The sequence below is a fragment of the Natrinema saccharevitans genome, assembly GCF_001953745.1.
GTDB classification, from domain to species: Archaea; Halobacteriota; Halobacteria; order Halobacteriales; family Natrialbaceae; genus Natrinema; species Natrinema saccharevitans.
Genome location: NZ_LWLN01000001.1, coordinates 1,644,961 through 1,663,202, shown reverse-complemented (window position 1 = coordinate 1,663,202; position 18,242 = coordinate 1,644,961). Strand labels below are relative to the sequence as shown.

18 protein-coding genes are annotated in these 18,242 nt (G+C 64.5%); 11 read left to right on the top strand and 7 right to left on the bottom strand.

The window, feature by feature from the left end; genetic code table 11:
* The first annotated feature begins 46 nt into the window (after positions 1–46).
* The 4 genes from A6E15_RS08375 to A6E15_RS08360 all read left to right on the top strand — a co-directional run bounded on the left by A6E15_RS08375 (position 47) and on the right by A6E15_RS08360 (position 6,162).
* Positions 47–3,211, top strand: a complete 3,165-nt coding sequence (locus A6E15_RS08375; RefSeq protein WP_076145453.1) for a PAS domain S-box protein — start codon at positions 47–49, stop codon at positions 3,209–3,211.
* 106 nt (positions 3,212–3,317) lie between these two features.
* A complete protein-coding gene (locus A6E15_RS08370; RefSeq protein WP_076145452.1) occupies positions 3,318–3,617 on the top strand; it encodes a HalOD1 output domain-containing protein in 300 nt (99 codons plus the stop codon).
* A gap of 103 nt (positions 3,618–3,720) precedes the next feature.
* The gene (locus tag A6E15_RS08365) at positions 3,721–4,599 is read left to right on the top strand and encodes a universal stress protein (protein ID WP_076148264.1); all 879 of its coding nucleotides are present in this window, start codon (positions 3,721–3,723) and stop codon (positions 4,597–4,599) included.
* 129 nt (positions 4,600–4,728) lie between these two features.
* Positions 4,729–6,162, top strand: coding sequence for an aryl-sulfate sulfotransferase (locus tag A6E15_RS08360; protein ID WP_076145450.1), 1,434 nt, complete (start codon positions 4,729–4,731; stop codon positions 6,160–6,162).
* Positions 6,163–6,261: 99 nt separating this feature from the next.
* Here the strand turns inward: A6E15_RS08360 and A6E15_RS08355 are convergent, their stop codons facing one another.
* Positions 6,262–6,786: a DedA family protein gene (locus tag A6E15_RS08355; RefSeq protein WP_076145449.1), complete on the bottom strand. Its 525-nt coding sequence runs from the start codon at positions 6,784–6,786 to the stop codon at positions 6,262–6,264.
* 126 nt (positions 6,787–6,912) lie between these two features.
* Here A6E15_RS08355 and A6E15_RS08350 point away from each other — a divergent pair, with 126 nt between their 5' ends.
* Positions 6,913–7,365, top strand: a complete 453-nt coding sequence (locus A6E15_RS08350) for a metal-dependent hydrolase (RefSeq protein ID WP_076145447.1) — start codon at positions 6,913–6,915, stop codon at positions 7,363–7,365.
* A 30-nt stretch (positions 7,366–7,395) separates the two neighbouring features.
* Here A6E15_RS08350 and A6E15_RS08345 read toward each other — a convergent pair whose 3' ends face one another.
* Both A6E15_RS08345 and A6E15_RS08340 read right to left on the bottom strand, forming a co-directional pair.
* A complete protein-coding gene (locus tag A6E15_RS08345; protein WP_076145445.1) occupies positions 7,396–7,866 on the bottom strand; it encodes a metal-dependent hydrolase in 471 nt (156 codons plus the stop codon).
* Between the two features lie 70 nt (positions 7,867–7,936).
* On the bottom strand, positions 7,937–8,956 hold the full coding sequence (locus A6E15_RS08340; protein ID WP_076145444.1) for a lysylphosphatidylglycerol synthase transmembrane domain-containing protein: 1,020 nt from the start codon (positions 8,954–8,956) through the stop codon (positions 7,937–7,939).
* 121 nt (positions 8,957–9,077) lie between these two features.
* Between A6E15_RS08340 and A6E15_RS08335 the strand changes: the two genes are divergently transcribed.
* From A6E15_RS08335 to A6E15_RS08315, 5 genes are all read left to right on the top strand, one after another.
* Positions 9,078–10,673: a sulfatase gene (locus A6E15_RS08335; protein ID WP_076145442.1), complete on the top strand. Its 1,596-nt coding sequence runs from the start codon at positions 9,078–9,080 to the stop codon at positions 10,671–10,673.
* Between the two features lie 136 nt (positions 10,674–10,809).
* Positions 10,810–11,673, top strand: a complete 864-nt coding sequence (locus A6E15_RS08330) for a hypothetical protein (protein WP_076145440.1) — start codon at positions 10,810–10,812, stop codon at positions 11,671–11,673.
* Positions 11,674–11,742: 69 nt separating this feature from the next.
* Entirely contained in the window at positions 11,743–12,729 is a 987-nt protein-coding gene (locus A6E15_RS08325) for a glycosyltransferase family 4 protein (protein ID WP_076148262.1), read from the top strand.
* Entirely contained in the window at positions 12,726–13,823 is a 1,098-nt protein-coding gene (locus A6E15_RS08320; RefSeq protein ID WP_076145439.1) for a glycosyltransferase, read from the top strand. The genes A6E15_RS08325 and A6E15_RS08320 overlap by 4 nt, the downstream gene beginning before the upstream one ends.
* 245 nt (positions 13,824–14,068) lie before the next feature.
* On the top strand, positions 14,069–14,335 hold the full coding sequence (locus tag A6E15_RS08315) for a hypothetical protein (RefSeq protein ID WP_076145437.1): 267 nt from the start codon (positions 14,069–14,071) through the stop codon (positions 14,333–14,335).
* A 909-nt stretch (positions 14,336–15,244) separates the two neighbouring features.
* On the opposite strand, the gene A6E15_RS08310 is transcribed toward A6E15_RS08315, so the two are convergent.
* A complete protein-coding gene (locus A6E15_RS08310) occupies positions 15,245–15,727 on the bottom strand; it encodes a hypothetical protein (RefSeq protein ID WP_076145435.1) in 483 nt (160 codons plus the stop codon).
* Positions 15,728–15,895: 168 nt separating this feature from the next.
* Between A6E15_RS08310 and A6E15_RS20340 the strand changes: the two genes are divergently transcribed.
* Positions 15,896–16,558, top strand: a complete 663-nt coding sequence (locus tag A6E15_RS20340) for a hypothetical protein (RefSeq protein ID WP_139326584.1) — start codon at positions 15,896–15,898, stop codon at positions 16,556–16,558.
* Between the two features lie 125 nt (positions 16,559–16,683).
* Here A6E15_RS20340 and A6E15_RS08305 read toward each other — a convergent pair whose 3' ends face one another.
* The 3 genes from A6E15_RS08305 to A6E15_RS20330 form a co-directional block, all read right to left on the bottom strand.
* Positions 16,684–16,878: a hypothetical protein gene (locus tag A6E15_RS08305; RefSeq protein ID WP_076145434.1), complete on the bottom strand. Its 195-nt coding sequence runs from the start codon at positions 16,876–16,878 to the stop codon at positions 16,684–16,686.
* Positions 16,879–17,193: 315 nt separating this feature from the next.
* Positions 17,194–17,565 carry a hypothetical protein gene (locus A6E15_RS20335; RefSeq protein ID WP_139326583.1) on the bottom strand — a complete coding sequence of 124 codons (372 nt, stop codon included), beginning with the start codon at positions 17,563–17,565 and terminating at the stop codon, positions 17,194–17,196.
* 26 nt (positions 17,566–17,591) lie between these two features.
* The gene (locus A6E15_RS20330; RefSeq protein WP_139326582.1) at positions 17,592–18,239 is read right to left on the bottom strand and encodes a hypothetical protein; all 648 of its coding nucleotides are present in this window, start codon (positions 18,237–18,239) and stop codon (positions 17,592–17,594) included.
* Between the last annotated feature and the right edge of the window lie 3 nt (positions 18,240–18,242).

The window sequence follows — 18,242 nt, the reverse complement described above, 5'->3', positions numbered from 1 at the left end:
TCGTGACCGACACGAGTTTTTTACGCGCTGCGCTCCCAGCAGGAGTATGACACGCGGTTTCGCGGCGTCCGAACCGACGCCGGTTCGCGCGCTCGTCGTCGGTGCGTCCGAGTGGGCCCGGTCGGCGGCGGGGCTCGCGGACGAACGGCTGACGGTATCGGGGCCGGTCACGGCGATCGACGACCTCGCCGACGACCGACTCGAGGCGGCCGACTGCGTCCTGACCGACGATCGGAGCGTCGTCGACGCGCTCGGTGGGTCGCGCCCGATCGTCTACGCCCTCGACCCGACGGGGGACGAATCGATCGACGACGTCCGGCGAGAGGCGACCGACGTGATCGCCGCGACGACCGCCCGGAACCCGGCGCTGCTGGCCCATCGGCTCGAGCGGGCGGTCGCCGCCGACGGGCGGGCAGCGACGGCGGACGGACCGCCCGATCGGGGACCGGAGTGGTACCGGACGATCCTCGAGTGTTCCTCCGAGGTGGTACTCACGATCGACGCCGGCGGGGAGATCTCCTACGCCAGTCCGGCGGTCGAAGTCGCCGGCGGCTACGATCCCGCGTCCCTCCGCGGGGATCACTACCTCGAACACGTCCACGAGGACGATACGGCGACGGTCGCGGCCGAGTTCGAGGCGGTCTGTGAGGCCGACCTGGGAATCTCCCGAACCGTCGAGTACATGTGCCGGCACGCGGACGGCGCGTGGTACGTCCACGAGGCCGTCCTCACCAATCGGCTCGGGGACGGCGTCGTCGACGGCGTCGTCGCGTCGATTCGGGACATCACGGAGTACCACCGCATCGAGCGGGAACTGAGCGAGTCGTTCAAACGCGTCACCGACGCCTTCTACGCCCTCGATTCGGACTGGGAGTTCACCTACGTCAACGACCGCGCCCTCGAGATCCTCTCGGCCGACCGCTCCGAACTGCTCGGCCGACACATCCTCGACGTGTTCCCGGAGATGATCGGGACGGCGTTTCAGTCCGCGGCCCTCGAGGCGATGGACGAGCAGGAACCCCGGACCGTCGAGGGCTACCTCGACGCCTACGACGCGTGGATCGAGGCGCGGATCTACCCGTCGCCGTCGGGGATGTCGGTCTACTGGCGGGACGTCACGGACCGCGTCCAGCGAAAGCGGGACCTGACCGAACGGACCGAGCGGTTACAGACGCTGGTCGAGAACGTCCCGGTCGTCCTGTTCGTCCTCGACGAGGACGGGACGTTCACGCTCTCGGAGGGGCACGGGTTCGCGAACCTCGGCACCGATGCCGGCGAGGTCATCGGCGACTCCGTTTTCGACCGGCTCGCGGACTATCCGGCCATCTGCGACGACGCGAGACGCGCCCTCGAGGGCGAGGACGTCCACGCCCGGCGGGAGCTCTCGGACCGGGTCTTCGAAACGTGGTACCGGCCGATCACCGACGGCGGCGACGTCGACCGCGTGATCGGCGTCGCGAGCGACATCACCGAACGGGTGCAGTATCAGGAGGCGCTCAACGGGCTCCACGAGGCCAGCAGCCGTCTGTTGACCGTCGAATCGAAGGCGACCGCCTGCGAGTACATCGTCGACGTCGCGACCGCCGTCCTCGGTCTCGACAGCGTCGTCTACCGGTTCGACGAGCGCGCGAACGAACTCCGGCCGGCGGCTCACGCCCCGGCGTTCGAATCGACCTTCGGCTCGCCGCCGCGGATCGAGCCGGACGGGAGCGTCGTCTGGGAGACGTTCGTGGCCGGCGAGACGGCGGTCGACGACGACGCTCGGGGTTCGACCGCGGTGTACGACGGGGAAACGACCGCGCGGAGCGTTCTCTCCGTTCCGCTAGGTGAACACGGCGTGATAGTCGCGCTGTCGACCGACCGGGCCGCCTACGACGACGAGACGGTCGAACTCGCGGAACTGTTCGCTCGAGCCGCGGAGGCGGCGCTCGATCGGATCGGTCGGACGCGTCGGCTCCGCGACCGCGACCGCGAACTCGAGGCACAGAACCGCCACCTCGAGCGGCTCAACGACGCTAACGAGATCCGACAGTCGATCGAGGAACTCCTGTTGAAGGCCGACTCCCGGGCCGAAATCGAACGCGGCGTCCCCCGGCGGCTGGCCGCCCTCGAGTCGTGTTCGCTGGTCTGGTTCGGGGAGCCCGACCCCGGCGGGAGCCACCTGCAGGTGCGGGCCAGCGAGGGTTCCGATCGGGGGTATCTCGAGGGGGTGACGGTGACGACGGTCGACGATTCGGCGGCCGAACCCGCGGGGCGGGCGGCGCGAACGCAGGCCCCGGTCTACGTCGAGAACGTCGCCGACGCGGTCCACGACGGGCAGTGGCGACGGGAGGCGCTCTCCCGGAACTTCCAGTCGGTGTATGCGGTGCCGCTGGTCTACGACGGGTTCTGCTACGGCGTCGTCTCGATCTACGGCGAGGAGCGCGACGCCGTCGACGAGACGCTTCGATCGATGCTGTCGGAACTCGGCGAGACTATCGCCTACGCGATCGACGCCGTCAAACGCAAGAACGCGCTGTTTGGCGACGACCGCACCGAGATCGAACTCGAGGTCGCGGCCGACGCGACGCTGTGTCAGTTGGCGGCGCGTCTCGGATCGCCCGTGGGATACGAGGGAGCGACGGCACCGGACGACGGGTCACAGCTCGTCTTCGCAGCGATCGAGGAACCGATCGACGATCCCGCGTCGGCCGTCGACCTCGCCGCGGTCGACGGGATCGGCGAGATCACGACGATCGCCGACCACGAGGGGGAGACGCTCGTACAGCTCCGGATGACCGATTCGTTCCTCGGCTCGATCGCCGGCACTCACGGCGCGCAACTGCGCGAGTTCGCGGTCGACGAGTCGGGCGGTCGCGCCGTCGTCGACGTTCCCGACGCCGTCGAGGTCCGCGAACTGCTGGCCGACATCACCCGCAGCGGCCCCTCGGTGTCGATGGTCGCGCGACGCGAGATCCCGACCGACGACCCCGCGACGGTCGGCGGGGCCGCGCGGACGGCCCTGCTCGAGTCCTTTACCGATCGCCAGCGGGAGGTCGTCCAGACGGCCTATCACGGCGGGTTCTTCGAGTGGCCGCGTCGGGCGACCGGCGAAGAGATCGCCGACTCGCTTTCCATCTCCTCGCCCGCGTTTCACAAGCACGTTCGATCGGCCGAGCGGAAACTCTTCGCGGCGCTTTTCGAGGGGACGACCACGGAGGGGATTAACTGATTAACCACGTCACGAAATCATCATTATACAGTTAACGATCAAGTTCTTTGCAACCACTCGTGAATCGGGGGACGAGTTCCCATCGATCGCGTTGGGGGTACGATACATGACTGAAACGAGTTCACGACCGCAGTCGACCGCACACGGGGATCACTACGCCGTTCAATACGATAGACTCGACGACGAGCCGCTCAGCGTTACCGTCGCGGACGCCGTCGCAACGTTCACGGGGGTCGACGTTACCGATCTCGAGCCGCTTCACTACTCGATCAACGCCGACGCGCTCGAGCGGTTGTTCGAGCCGCGGGCGGACGGCCTCCGCGCCGACGGCTCGGTGACGTTCGAGTACAGCGACTGTCGCGTCACGGTCACGGCGGACGGCGAAGTCCGCGTCGCGTCGGTCTGAGACGCAGTCGATCCGCTTTTTCCCGAGCCATTCGTCCGCTCCCGATCGGCTCCGGGCCGGGAGATCCCACAACGGTAAGCGGATGGCGGCCGAACCCCGACCCATGGCGAGTCGAATCCTCGTACCGACCGACGGGAGCGACGCCGCGACGGCCGCCCTCGACCACGCGCTCGACATCGCGGCCGACCGGGGACTGACGGTCCACCTGCTCTCGGTCGCGGACACGAACCAACCGAGTATCACGCGCCTCGGCACCGAGGTCGTCGACGCCCTCGAGCTGGAGGGGGCGGAGATCGTCTCGGACGCCGCCGAGCGAGCCGACGAACGGGGCGTCTCCTCCGTGAAGGACGTCGCTCAGGGCGACCCGCGGGACGTGATCACCGAGTACGCCTCCGGCGACGAGTTCGACCGCGTCGCGATGGGGACCCACGGCCGGCGCGGCCTCGGGGAGTACGTCCTCGGAAACGTCACCGATCACGTCGTCAATCGCAGCGACGTGCCGGTCCTGACCGTTCGCGCCGCCGAGGACGCGAGGACGACCTATCCGTACGAGACCGTCTTGGTGCCGACCGACGGCAGCGACCACGCCACGGCCGCGCTCGAGGAAGCCGCGGCGGTCGCCGCCGACTGCGGCGCGACGCTGCACCTGCTGTCGGTCGTCGACGAACTCCCGGAGGTCCTCGACACGGGGTCGGCTGCCCTCTCCGAGGCGGTCGAGGAGAACGTGCAGGCGGTCCTCGACGAGGCCGCGGCGACCGCTCGAGAAGCCGGCGTCGACGACGTGACGACGACGATCGAGTCGGGACCGGTCGCCCGGAAGATCACGGCCGTCGCCGACTCCACGGGAGCGGATCTCATCGTGATGGGGACCCACGGACACACCGGCCTCGACCGACACCTGCTCGGGAGCTTCACCGAGCGGGTGATGCGCACCGCACCGGTCCCGGTTCTCACGACGCGCCTCGCTGACGATCGGGACTGACTGCCCGGTCTCTGCTGAATACAGGCCCTGAAATCACGCCACTGGATCGGTTAGAAAAGGTACTAATGCCTCGGCTCTGAACCGGCATTCAATGGTACCCCAGACAGTAGCCGCACTGGTGATCGCACCGTGACCGAGCGCTCGCTGCCGTCGGCCGGCGAGGTCCGTTCGGGACTCGCCGACGCTCGAGCGGCGGTCTCGAGAAACCACGTCCGCGTCGCGTTCGTCGTCCTGATTCTCGTCTCGGCGGCCGTCGTCGCGAGCGCCGCGGGGGAGGGCGTCTCGACGGCGTCGAAGGAAGACGTCCCGGACGCCCCACCGACCGATAACCACACCGTCGTCACCGAGTCCGGCCGCGCCGGAACGATCACGGCGTACCAGCCCGACGGCGAGGTCCTCTACTACAACAACTCGCGGACGAAGTACTTCGACGCCGACCCCGTCGAAGGCGACCCGTTGACCGTCGAGTACGCCGCGACGGACACGCTCCACACGGAGGGGCCGAACTGCGGCGCTCCGCCGTGTACCCGTAACGTCATCGAGCGCGCCGACCTCGAGACCGGCGAGGTCGAGGTCCTCTACGAGCGCTACGACTACAAGGAGTACGCCGGCGAGTGGCACGACGTCGACCGCATCAACGAGAGTCACTTCGTCGTCGCGGACATGGTCGCCGACCAGGTGTTCATCGTGAACACCGAGACCGAAGTCGTCGAGTGGCTCTGGGACGCACAGAGCGACTTCCCGCTCGAGGGCGGCCACTCCTGGCCCCGCGACTGGGCCCACATCAACGACGTCGAGTACATCGAGAGCGGCGAGATGGAAGGGACCATCATGGCCAGCCTGCGCAATCAAGATCAGGTCGTCTTCCTCGATCGGGAGGAGGGCCTGCTCGAGGACTGGACGCTCGGCAGCGAGAACGAGTACGACGTCCTCCACGAGCAGCACAACCCCGACTACATCCCCGAGAGTCAGGGCGGACCGGCGGTCCTCGTGGCCGACTCCGAGAACGCCCAGATCAAGGAGTTCCAGCGCGAGGACGGCGAGTGGACCCAGACCTGGCAGTGGGAGGACGATCGGATCCAGTGGCCCCGCGACGCCGATCGACTGCCCAACGGCAACACGCTGATCTCCGACACCCACGGCAACCGCGTCATCGAGGTCAACCAGTCGGGTGAGATCGTCTGGGAAGTCGGGTCGTCGCTCCCCTACGAGGCCGAACGCCTCGAAACCGGCGACGAAAGCGCGGGTGGGGAAAGCGCCCAGTCGCTCGGCCTCGAGAACCGCACCGCGGCCGACACCGGCGGTGACGGCGGTGACGGCGGCGGTGGCTTCGGCTTCAACCCGCTCGCCTTCCTCGGCGATCTCATCGAGTCGATTCTGCCACACCGGATCTACAACGCCCTCCTGTTCGTGAGCCCGGTCTGGATGGGGTCGACCGAGTTCGCCGCCATCGGCGTCGCCCTCTTCTCGGGGCTGGCGTGGATCGCCCTCGAGATCAGGTGGAAACTCCGGGACGCCGGCGTCCGGTTCCGGCTGCCGTTCTACCGGACCCGAAGCGAGTAGTCGATCGGAGCCGCGACCCGTCACGCGCTCTCAGAACGCCTCTCTCGTCTCTTCTCCCTCGCTGTGTCACCGCTGCTCGCGTGATCTCTCGATCGGGGACTACAGCGCTAACAGGTGCCCACCGAGCAGGTACAGCGCCGCGAGGATCGACTGGAAGGACAGCGACCCGATCGCCGACAGGGCGAGGAACGTTTTCGCGTCCATCTCCGAGAGGCCCGCGGGGACGGTCAGCAGTCCGCGAACGAACAGCATCGTGTTGCTCACCGCCACCGCGATCGCACCCCAGCGGTCGAACCAGCCGTCGAACCGCTCGAGGCGCGACTCGGTGAGCGGGAACCACCCCTTCTGGATGACGTACTCCCGGCCCGCTCGACGGACGAGGAGGAACAGAAGGAGTTGGCCGACCGTCGTTCCGACGACCGCGATCGCGACGATCGTGACCGTCTTCGGGATCGTCGACCCGATCAGCGCCAGCGCGGCCGGCACGACGAGTTCGCTCGGCATGAACCGCAACAGCATCGCTCCCTCGAGAACACAGATTCCCAACAGGACGGCGAACGCGAGTTCCGACGTCAGCATCGACTCGAGCCAGGGCGGCGTCCCCTCGAGTTGCAACGGACCCATTAGCGGTCCGTATTCGACCCCGGAGGTAAGTCCTGTTGGTTCGACCGATATAGTGATATATTAGTTATGGAAACGATGTTCAGCGAACCGAAACCTATCTGAGGGCGGTGACCAAAGGAACGTCCGATGGAACTCGGGCGAGTCCTCTTTCTTACCGGCGCGTTCGCGACCCACGCGCTGGTCGGCACCGCGCTCGTTTACGGGTTCACCGACGCCGATCCGCGGCTCGGGATCGCCTTCGGGCTCCTGCCGGACGCCGATTTCCTCTTCCCGGCGGCGGTCGGCTGGCCGTTCGTCCACCGCGGGATCACCCACACGCCGCTGTTCGCGCTGACCGTCGTCGTCGGCTGCTACGCGATGATCCGCGAACGGGCCGTCGCGGCCGCGCTCGCGCTCGCGGTCGGGTCACATCTGGCGATCGACTCGCTCTCGCCGAAGGGCATCGAGTGGCTGTTTCCGCTGCGAACCGACTGGAGCCCCGGCCTCGCGGTCCACGGACCGACCGCGACGCTCCTGCTCTGGACCGCATCGATCGGCCTGCTCCTGTGGCGCGCCGACGGCCGCCCCTCGCTGCGGTGAAGTTGCGTTGCCGGCTGTCGGACTGTGCGGTCACCACACCGCGACCAGCAGCGACATCGACAGCGCGGCCGTCCCCGCGAGCAGGAACCCGCGGTTGATCCGTTCGTGTTTCGATTTGAACCACTCGAGGGTGACGTGGGCCCGCCACAGCGGGGCGAAGGGGCTGATCCCCATCGGCGTCACCACGTCGCCCGCGAGGTGTGCGAGGATCCCGCAGGAGCCGACCAGAAAGCCGAACGCGAACGCGGCCGGCGTCGCGGGGACGGCGATCGCGGTCCCGACGCCGGCGATCAGCCCGACGAGGGCGGCGAACCAGACGGTGTGGGTCGGCCCCCGATGGCGAATCCGCGGCAGCGGCTGATCTATATCCGGGAGGTTCGCGGCGGCGAGGGCGACGACCGCGCCGACCAGCGCCAACTCGAGCGACCAGCGGCCGCTGACGACCGGGAGGAACGGAGCATACAGCAAGGCGTTGAACCCGGCGTGGCCGTCGCGATACATTCGGACGCCAGTCGGCGACCGACGGCTATGACGCTGTCGGACGAACGGCAGCCGACGATCGGTCGTCCGATCACCGTAGCGCCCGGACGCCGAGGGCCGACACCGATAGCCCGCCGATCAGGACGGGCATCCAGTAGATCGCCCCCCGGAAGATGAGGACAGCGGCGGTGATGGTCGACGCCGCGATGCCGGTCGTGGGGACGAGCAAGGTGACGAACGCGGCCTCGATTCCCCCGAGCCCGCCCGGCAGGGGCGCGGCCCCCGCGAGGTTCGCGAGCGGGATGACGAACAGCAACACGTACGGCGGGACGGCATAGCCCAGCGCGGCGAAGGCCGCCGTCAGCGCGGCCACCTGAAAGAGCCAGCCACACAGCGACAGGCCGACGACCGCCGCCAGCCGCCAGCGGTCCGTCGCCACGCGCTCGATGTTCTCGAAGAAGCGGCCGAGCCGGTCCTCGATGTCCGACTCGAGGGTGTCTGACTGGAAGCGCTCGATGCCGAGTTTCCCGAGGCGGGGCGCGACGATCCCGGGGAGGCGGTCGATGATCGTCTGGTGGTATCGCCAGACCAGCCACATCGCGACGACGATGCCGGCGATCAGGACGATCGCGGAGCTGACGGCCGTCTCGAGCGTCTCGCCGAGCGCGGCGGTCGTCGCGTAGTAGCCGACGCCGACGAGGATCAGCGAGATCGAGGGGACCACGTTCAGGACGTCGACGCTGGCGATGCCGACCAGCCCCGTCTCGTAGCGGGCGTCGGAGACCTTCGAGATGAGCAGGGCGGCGATCGGTTCGCCGCCGGCCTGGCCGAACGGGGTGACGTTGTTGGCGAAGACGGCACCGGAGTAGACGAGGAAGGACTTGCCCACCGGCACGCGGATCCCGAGGCCGGCGAGGACGGTCCGGAGCATGAGGCTCCAGGAGACCAACCAGGCGACCGCGAGGACGAAGGTCGCGACGACTAGCGACGGCCTCGCCGACAGCAACGAATCGACGATGTCCCGCGCGCCGACGGCGAAAAACAGGACCGCAAAGACCGCGATCGTCCCGACGGCACCGACGAGAAACGCGCGCCGATTTCGCTCGTCCATGGCTGGTATGAATCGTCATCGAACTTGAAACGTCTGATCGACGCCGGCGGCCGACCGCTCGCGATCGGTGGCGATCCGTCGTTCAATCGATTTATTTGGGTGGAGGGAGGTGTCACGCGTAATGGATCACACCCCCCAGTCGAACGTCCTCTTCGTCGTGCTTGATACGGTTCGGAAGGACCACCTCGAGCCCTACGGCTACGAGCGGCCGACGACGCCGGCTCTCTCCCGGTTCGCCGAGGAGGCGACCGTCTTCGGGTCGGCGGTCGCCCCCGCACCGTGGACGCTGCCGGTACACGCCTCGCTGTTTACCGGGCTGTACCCGAGCGAACACGGTGCCGACCAGGGGAGTCCGTACCTCGACGACGCCACGACGCTCGCGTCGTCGCTGTCGGCGGCCGGCTACGACACGGCCTGTTACTCCTCGAACGCCTGGATCACGCCCTACACGAGCCTGACCGACGGCTTCGACCGACAGGACTCGTTCTTCGAGGTCCTGCCCGGCGACGTCCTCTCGGGGCCGCTGGCCAGCGCGTGGCAGGCGGTCAACGACAACGCCTACCTCCGCGAACTGGCGTCGTCGATCGTCCACATCGGGGCCAAGGCCCACGCCAAACTCGCCAGCGGCGAGGGGGCCGACTCGAAGACGCCGTCGGTCATCGATCGGACGAAGTCCTTCATCGACGAGAGCGACGGCGACGAGGGGTGGTTCGGCTTTATCAATCTGATGGACGCCCACCTGCCGTACTACCCGCCCGCCGAGTACCGCGAGGAGTTCGCACCGGGCGTCGACCCGAGCGAGGTCTGCCAGAACTCCAAGGAGTACAACGCCGGGGCCCGCGACATCGACGACGACGAGTTTTCGGACATCCGCGGGCTCTACGACGCCGAGATCGCCCACATGGACGCCGAACTCGGCCGGCTGTTCGACTGGCTGCGCGAGACCGACCAGTGGGACGACACGACGGTCGTGGTCTGTGCCGACCACGGCGAACTCCACGGCGAACACGACCTCTACGGCCACGAGTTCGCCCTCTACGACCAGCTGATCAACGTGCCGTTGCTGGTCAAACACCCCGACCTCGATGCCGACCGACGCGACGACCTCGTCGAACTGCTGGACCTCTATCACACGATCCTCGACGCCGTCGGCGTCGATCCCGCGGCCGCGGTCGGGACGACCGGCGACGACGCGCCCGTCCCCCGCGACCCGACCCGGTCGCTGCTGTCGGGGGAGTACCGCGCCTTCGAGGGGGCGAGCGAGCCCGATCCCGGCCAGCGGGCCGTCCTCGAGGGCGACACGGCGTCCGCCGACACCTCGAGCCACGACTACGCGTTCGTCGAGTACGCCCAGCCGGTCATCGAACTCCATCACTTAGAGGAGAAGGCCAGCGAGGCGGGCATCGAACTGCCGGACGATCACCGCGCGTACTCGCGCCTGCGTGCGGCCCGCAGCACCGACGCCAAGTACGTCCGCGCGGATCGGATTCCCGACGAGGGGTACCGCCTCGACGAGGATCCGGCCGAGGAGTCGCCTGTCGGTCCCGACGATGACGAGGTCGTCGCCGCGACCGAGCGGGCGCTGGCACGCTTCGAGGACGCGGTCGGCGGCGCGTGGGACGATCCCAGCGAGGCCGACCCCGACGAGGCCGACGCGCTGGCCGAGGCCGACGAAGAGACCCAGAAGCGACTGCGCGAACTCGGCTACCTCGAGTGACCGTCCCGGGAACTGTCCTCGGCGGCGGACGCCCCGCCGACGGTACAGGGACTGAGCCACCGGAACGGACGGGTCGCGGTGACTTTCCGGGAACCAATAAGAATACGTAGGTCGACTCGAAAGGTAGCCGCAACTAATGGAGGACCAGCACTTCCTCGAGTCGGAGTGGGACTACTGTCTCGTGCTGGATGCGTGTCGGTACGACGTATTCAGCGAAGTATACGACGAGTATCTCGACGGAACGCTGGAGAAGCGATGGAGCGTCGGCTCGTCGACGCCGGAGTGGGCCTATCGGACCTTTACCGAGGACCACGATATCGCCTATTTCTCGGGGAACCCCTTCATCAACGACCTGGGGATCCCGCTGAACGAACTCAAGTGGGGGGCCAGTTGCGACTACGAGTGGACGGCCTCCGACCACATCAGCGATATCCACGACGTCTGGAAGTCCGGCTGGGACGACGATCTCGGAACGGTGCCGCCGGACAGCCTCGCCGAGGCCTATTACAACAACCAAGACGCCGTCGAGCGGGCCGATCGGACGGTGCTGCACTACATGCAGCCCCACGCGCCGTATCTCTCCCGCGGGAAGGGCCAGAAGCTCAAACAGATCCAGAAGGGGATCCGGAAACAGGAGGAAGCCGAGAAGGACGACGGCGACGCCGGCGGCGGCGCGCTCTCGTCGCTCGGCGACACGATCCGACCGAAAGTCGAGGAGAAACTCGACGGCAGCGAACTCGCCCAGAAGGCGGGGCTCTGGCTCGAACTCGATCCGGCCGACCTCGTCAAGAACGGCACCCGGGAGGCGGCGCTGGCGCTGTACGAGGAGAACCTACGGATCGCCTTGGAGTCGGTCGCCGAACTGATCCCGGAACTGGACGGCAAAGTCGTCGTGACCGCCGACCACGGGGAAGCCTTCGGCGAGGAGGGAGTCTGGGAACACCACATCGAGACGCACATCCCGCCGCTGATGGAGGTGCCCTGGCTCGAGGTCGCGTAGTCTGCGGGGGGACGATCGGCGAATCGGATGGGTGACGACTGCGGGGACGACAGCCACAGGGAGTCGGGCATGAAAATCAGCCACTACTTCGAACTCGAGGATCACGTCACCGGCGGCATCAGCGAGTCCGTCGCCCACCAGCGGGCGATGCTGGATCGGCTGGGACTGCAGTACACGACCGAACCGACCCTCGAGGCCGACGTGTTCCACTGTAATCTGATGGGGCCGCGATCGGTCTGGTACGCGCGACGGGCGCGTTCGAAGGGGATTCCGGTCGTCGCGAACACCCACGTCACCGCCGAGGACTTCGGCGACAGCTTTCGCTTTACGAACGCGCTCGCCAAACCGCTGAAACCGTACCTGCGGTGGGCCTACGGGCTGGCCGACGCCCTGGTCTGTCCTTCCGAGTACAATCAGGAACTGATCGAGGGCTACACCGACACCCCGACGACCGTCATCTCGAACGGCGTCGATCGCGGGAAACTCGAGGGGTTCGAGTCCCTCGAGGCCGAGTACCGCGACCGGTACGACCTCGAGCCGCCGACGGTCTTTCTCGTCGGCCACGTGATCAAGCGCAAGGGCCTCGAGACGTTCGTCGAGTTGGCGCGGCGGCTGCCCGACGTGGACTTCGCGTGGTTCGGGCCGCTCGATCTCTCCCTGAAGGGCCGGGAGACGACGCGACTGATCGAGAACGCCCCGAACAACTGCACGTTCACCGGGTTCATCGACGACATCCGCGGGGCCTACGCCGCGGGCGACATCTTCTGTTTCCCCACCCACGAGGAGAACGAGGGGATCGCGCTGCTGGAGGCGATGGCCGCCGGCAAACCGGTGCTGGTCCGGGACATCGAGACGTTCTCGTGGCTCGAGGACGGCGCGGACTGTCTCAAGGCGTCGGGCGACGGCGTCGCGCCGTTCGTCGACGCCCTCGAGCGGCTTCGGGATCCGAACCTCCGGGACCGACTCGGATCGAACGCGGCCGACCGCAGCGAGGCGTTCTCCCTCGAGGCGGTCGCGAACCAGTACCAGTCGCTGTACACGGCGGTGACACCATGAAGATCGGATTTTTTACGGACAGTTACTTCCCCGAGATCGACGGCGTAACGTATACGATCAAACTGTGGCGTGAGGAGTTAGAGCGGAAGGGACACGAGGTCTACGTCGTCTATCCAGACGGCGACTACGACCCCGGCGAGCGCGAGATTCCCGTCACATCGGTGTCGAACCCGTTCTATCCCGGCTATCGGATCCCGCTCACTCGGCGGCCATCGACGCTACCCGATCTCGACGTCGTCCACTGCCACGGCCCGGCCCCCGTCGGCCTGCTCGGTCGGTATTACGCCCGCAAACACGATCTGCCCTCGATCTACACGCACCACACCCCTCTCGAGGAGTACTTCCATCAGAACGTCAAGTTCGAGTCGGTCGCCAACGCCCTCTCGAAAGTGTACGTCCCCTTCGAGAACGCCTTCCTCGAGGGCTTCGACATCGTCACCGCCTCGACCGAGCGAATCGAACGGAACGTCGAACACGTCCAGCTTCCGGTCGGCATCGACATGGACTTCTTCCAGCGGACCGACGAGGACTGGTATCCCGACCGGACGGTGATCGGCTACAGCGGCCGACTCAGCATGGAGAAAAACGTCAGCGAGATTCTCCGGGTCGCCGAGGAGCTACCCGAGTACGACTTCGTGATCGTTGGCGACGGCCCCTATCGGACCTGCCTCGAGCGGGACGCTCCCGACAACGTCGAAATCCGCGGCTTCCTCCCGCGCGAGGAGTTGCCGATCTTCTACTCCTCGATCGATGTCTTCCTGACCGCCTCGACCGCCGACACCCTCGGGCTCTCGACGCTCGAGGCCAACGCCTGTGGCACCCCCGTCGCGGCCACCGACGTGTTGCCCTTCGAGCAGACCATCGGCGAGGACAACGGCGAACGGTTCGCGTACGGCGACCTCGAGGCGATGGTCGACGCCATCGACGCCTGTCTCGAGACCGACCGCGACACCCGGGCAGCGGTCGAACGCTACTCCGTCGAGTACACGATGGAACACCTCGAACAGCTGTATCACAACGTGCCGCTGGCGAAAGACGAGTCGCCGGTCGACGCCGACGCGCCGTGGCGCTTCTCCGACGAGGAACGGAGCTAGCCGCACATCCTCGCTTCGACTCGCAGCTCCGTCGAGCCCGGCCGAAACCGATTCCCGACGTTCGGCCGAGTCCAGACGGCGCGTTCGATACGAACCGGTCGTGACCGGCGACGGAACGGCCGCGATCGGCGCGATACGCGATCGGTTTCTCGAGGCCGACGATCGGGAAGGCCGAAGTGGCTGCCCCCGGTAGTGCCGTCCATGCCTACCGACGACCGGGACCGGCTCGAGACGGGTGTTCGACTGTGACCGACGGCCGACTCTCCCGGCTCCGACGCCGCCTCGAGGCGGCCGTCCGGGAGCGACTCGAGAACCTGCGGTGGTGGTACGCGCTGCGGATCGGCGGTGCCCCGCGGTGTGGTGAGTGCGGCGACGAAGCGGCCTGGATCGCCGAAACGGAGGGCGAACCGCGCTGTTTCAAACACATCCCGAGCGAGGGGATGGAGGCCATCCGCGACGTCCGTCCGGCGGACTGTTTTACCGACTGGAGCGAGGACCACGGCGACGCCTGATCGCGGTCATCTCGACTCCCGATAGCGACACCTTGTCTAATCCGAGGCGTCGGATCACCAACACCGTGACGACCACGACGAGGGCGAGTCCACGGTACCACCGACGACGTTCGCGACGATACCGACGTGGGAAACCCGTGGTATCAGACGGCGGACATCGAATAAGGAGCGGACGGTCGCTCGAGCGATGAGATAGCGGATAACGCCGAATCCGGCTCCCTCGAGCGCGAAAATCGTGATATGTCGGTTCTACATACCGTACTAGCGTCAGTGGACGATAACAAACGTCATCGCAGTATATCCAATCTTCGTCACTATTCGGCGGCTGGCCGGATCACGGACTCGAGGTCGGGGTCGACCCGGGTGTCGCGACACTCAACGGCGAACAGTTCCCGCTCGGCGATCGGTGCGCGTCGAAAAGACCGCAGAACCCGCCCGGATGGGCACAGGGGGACGGCCGCCGGGCGGAAACGGGACAAGATCGGGGTGGATGCTGATTGGATCGTCACTGTCGCGCGAGGAACGCGACGGTGAAGATGTTCGGCGAACTGATTATCAATCTCGTTCCGATTCCAAGGGACTCGGAATCGTCCCGGTGACCGCTGTAATGACGACGTCGAGTCCGCGGAGGGCGTCGACGCGCTCGAGATCGGATAACTATCGCTCGGGTTTGATCGCCTCGAGAAGACCTCAAAAGGCCGGTCGGATGGGCACAAGGCGGCCGCCGGAAGTCGGCGAACGTCCACCCCGACGGTGACGATCTCGATGTCACCGAGTACAAGCGGGTCCAGAAGGCGAAAGACGCGATGCTCGAGGAGCATCCCGCAAGTATGAGTAGCGCCGCCAGCGACTGATCGGCTATCCTTTCTCCCCACGCCGGACCAGCGGGAGGTTGGTCGCGGCGAGCAGTCACTCCTCGTCGGTAGACTCGGCAAACCGTATCGGTCGGTTGAACTCCTCTTGTGTCTCGTCGGTGACCCCATTTTTGTACGGTATGTCAGCGATAATTTCATAATGTGTTGCCTGCCGCAGGTCCTCGGGTTCGAGTCCCATGTCGAACGTCAGGTCGAACTCCTCGGTCGTGTTTGCCGACATGGAGATAGTCCTGTACTCCCCAGCGACTAGCGTGTCGTCGTCATCGTACACGCGACATTCCAACTCTCCAAGTTCGAAAGCAGCGTCACGACTGTTGCGGATTGTCACGAACAGTCTCGGGCCGATTTCGTCGTGGTCCTCGAAATGATGCCGTACAAACGAGACCCCGCCACCGCTGTCACCGACCTCCACAGGGTCTTCGGCATCCTCATCGTCACTGTTCGAATCGGAACCGGTACAGCCGGCAAGACCGACGAGCACGGTCGCACCGATCAGCTTTCGACGCGCCAGAAGCATTATTCGCTACGACTTTCATGAGCATCAAGAAACTAGTGGTAGCGGGCATCGGATCGTGTTCTGCTCAGCAAAGCGTCCTGGGCGTTGAGCCGCGCGAGGCCGTCGACGCGCTCGAGATCAACGAATAGTGGCGACAATATTATCACCGAACCATCCAATTGCGGAGATATGAACCGGCGGAGCCTTCTTCTCGGGAGTGGGATGGCAATCTCAACAGCGCTCGCAGGCTGTTCAAGCGACGAAGCGAATGACGGGAACGGTAATGAAGAGGAACAACCCGGACGGAACTCCCCAAAAGAGCCACTCGAGTCGATGCAGTGGTTGGGGTCCGCCTCCCATACGGTAGACCCCGTCTCGATCGGGAGTGGTCTGACAGTTTTTGACGTGGAGTACGAAGGCGACGATTTCGATCTACGGGTGTCCCCGCTCGATAGAGGGGACGCCTACGAGCTCGAGATAGATCACGAGTACGACGGGACATCTGCCAGGCTATTCGAGGGTGGAGACTACGTCTTTCACGCCGACGGCAACGGCGCACAGTGGAGTGTCGAACTCCGCCACCCTCGAGCGGAGAGTGGCGACATACCAGAGACCATCTCCGATGAGCGGCCCGTCGTTGCTGGGCCGTTTGAGTTCGACTCGATAGAGACTGCATACTTATCTCCTCGTCCCCAAACAGAGTTTGCAGCGACTATCTATCCGCCAGAGGGAGACTCTGGAGAACGTTTATCCGCCGGACAAGAGGGAGGTGGAGATGTCCCTGTCGACTTTGACGGTGTCGGATGGGTTGCTGTTCAGTCGCAGTTCCCCTGGCAGATCGTTTTCGACTGATCTCACTTCTGTTAGTCGCCGGTCCCGACCTCTCGAGCAAAGCGTGGCAGTTTGCAGCGGACCACTTCGTCGATCACGACGTCGGGCCCGCCGAGGCCGTCGACGCACTCGAGATTGGGAAATAGCTACACGATCGGTGCGATCTCGATCGAGGCCTCGTAGAATGCGTCGTTGAGCCACTCTGTTTCCCACTCTATCACAGCGAAGTCCCCAGATGAGATCCCGTCACCGGCGTTATTAGGAACAGTGAGCGAGATCGTGTTCTCCGTTGCAGCATCGCTGACAAAGTTCGAGCCATCCGGAACCTCGCGGATCGTCACGGCCGCCTGCTTTGAGGCCTTCTCCTCGAGGATCCGAACCTGTCGCGGCTCTCGGCGTGTGCCTGCTCGCCCGGGAGTACCGTGATCCAGAGGTCGTCGCAGTACTCGATTTACTCGGTATTGACGATCTCACGGTGCAATCTGGAACGTGTTCGTTGCGCTCTGCCTACGGCTCGTCGTTGCAATCACCAACTACGAACGAGGAAACGAGCCGGGCCGTGAGAAGCTATGGGGTAGATTCTATGACACGCACCAACGAGGTGACCTAAATCCAGAACATTGGTAATTGTATATTATAATAATCTAGTATATTAATCAACTACAGACGTTATTTCCGAAATCTACGGATTTATCTCTGAGAATACTGACTGTAAGCATCTGTTCCTCACATCCTTGCATTTCTAACGTATGCGTGTACCAATCGGACTTATTTACAGTTGCAGTTACAGTATAACGTCTTCCAGTGGCAATACTATTTTCGCGTATTTCACTACCGGGTTCTAAACTATAATTGTTCGAATAAATTTCTTCTCCTTCATGAGATAGTGATATCTGCAGACTGATTTCTTCGTCTAATCTATTCATTATTGCAATAGATACGGAACTCTGATCAAAATAACCGCATCCTCCGAGAAGAGAGCATACTGATACCGAACCTATTTTTTTGATTGTCTCTCTGCGATCCATGTGAAATACTACTTTTGATCCTACTTCTATCCGTCGTTTAATGGCGTGACATCAACATCAAGATCAAATGTTCTTCCTTCACCACGAGTGAACAACGTTTCCTGCCCACTCCTAGTAGTTTTGGTTACGTAATATCCACGATTCCACTCTGCAGTCATCTCTGCTGTTACATCATTATTCCCTCCGACAACGTCAAATACAACGCCTGCAGCATTGTCTTTACCATCTGGCATATTATTCACCGCGTAATCCCATTCAGTGTAGGAGTTATCTTTATGATCAAAACCAATATTCGTTGTACCAGTTATCGCTTTACCTACACCCACTGAGACCGGCCCGAACCCAGCTCCAATAGAGACCGAGATCCCGGGATCAGAGGTATCCTTAGTTGGGAAGTGATTATCTGTATTTAGGTCATCGTCAAAGGTATTATCTCCGAAGTCAAGTTGGAATTCTGCTCTGTGTGTCTTAATATCATAATAAGGCATCTGGGGCATATCTCCAGGAGCATATTCGTCACTAAGCTCAGGCGGATCTTCATAATGCCACATGAGTGCCCACCTATTGGATCCATTCGCCCAAGAGACTGATGGCTTTAGTGGGTCATCAAAAGAATCAACATCGCTCCTTCCTAGAATATAAGAAACAACTTTAGCATTCCCCGAGGGTGTCATAGA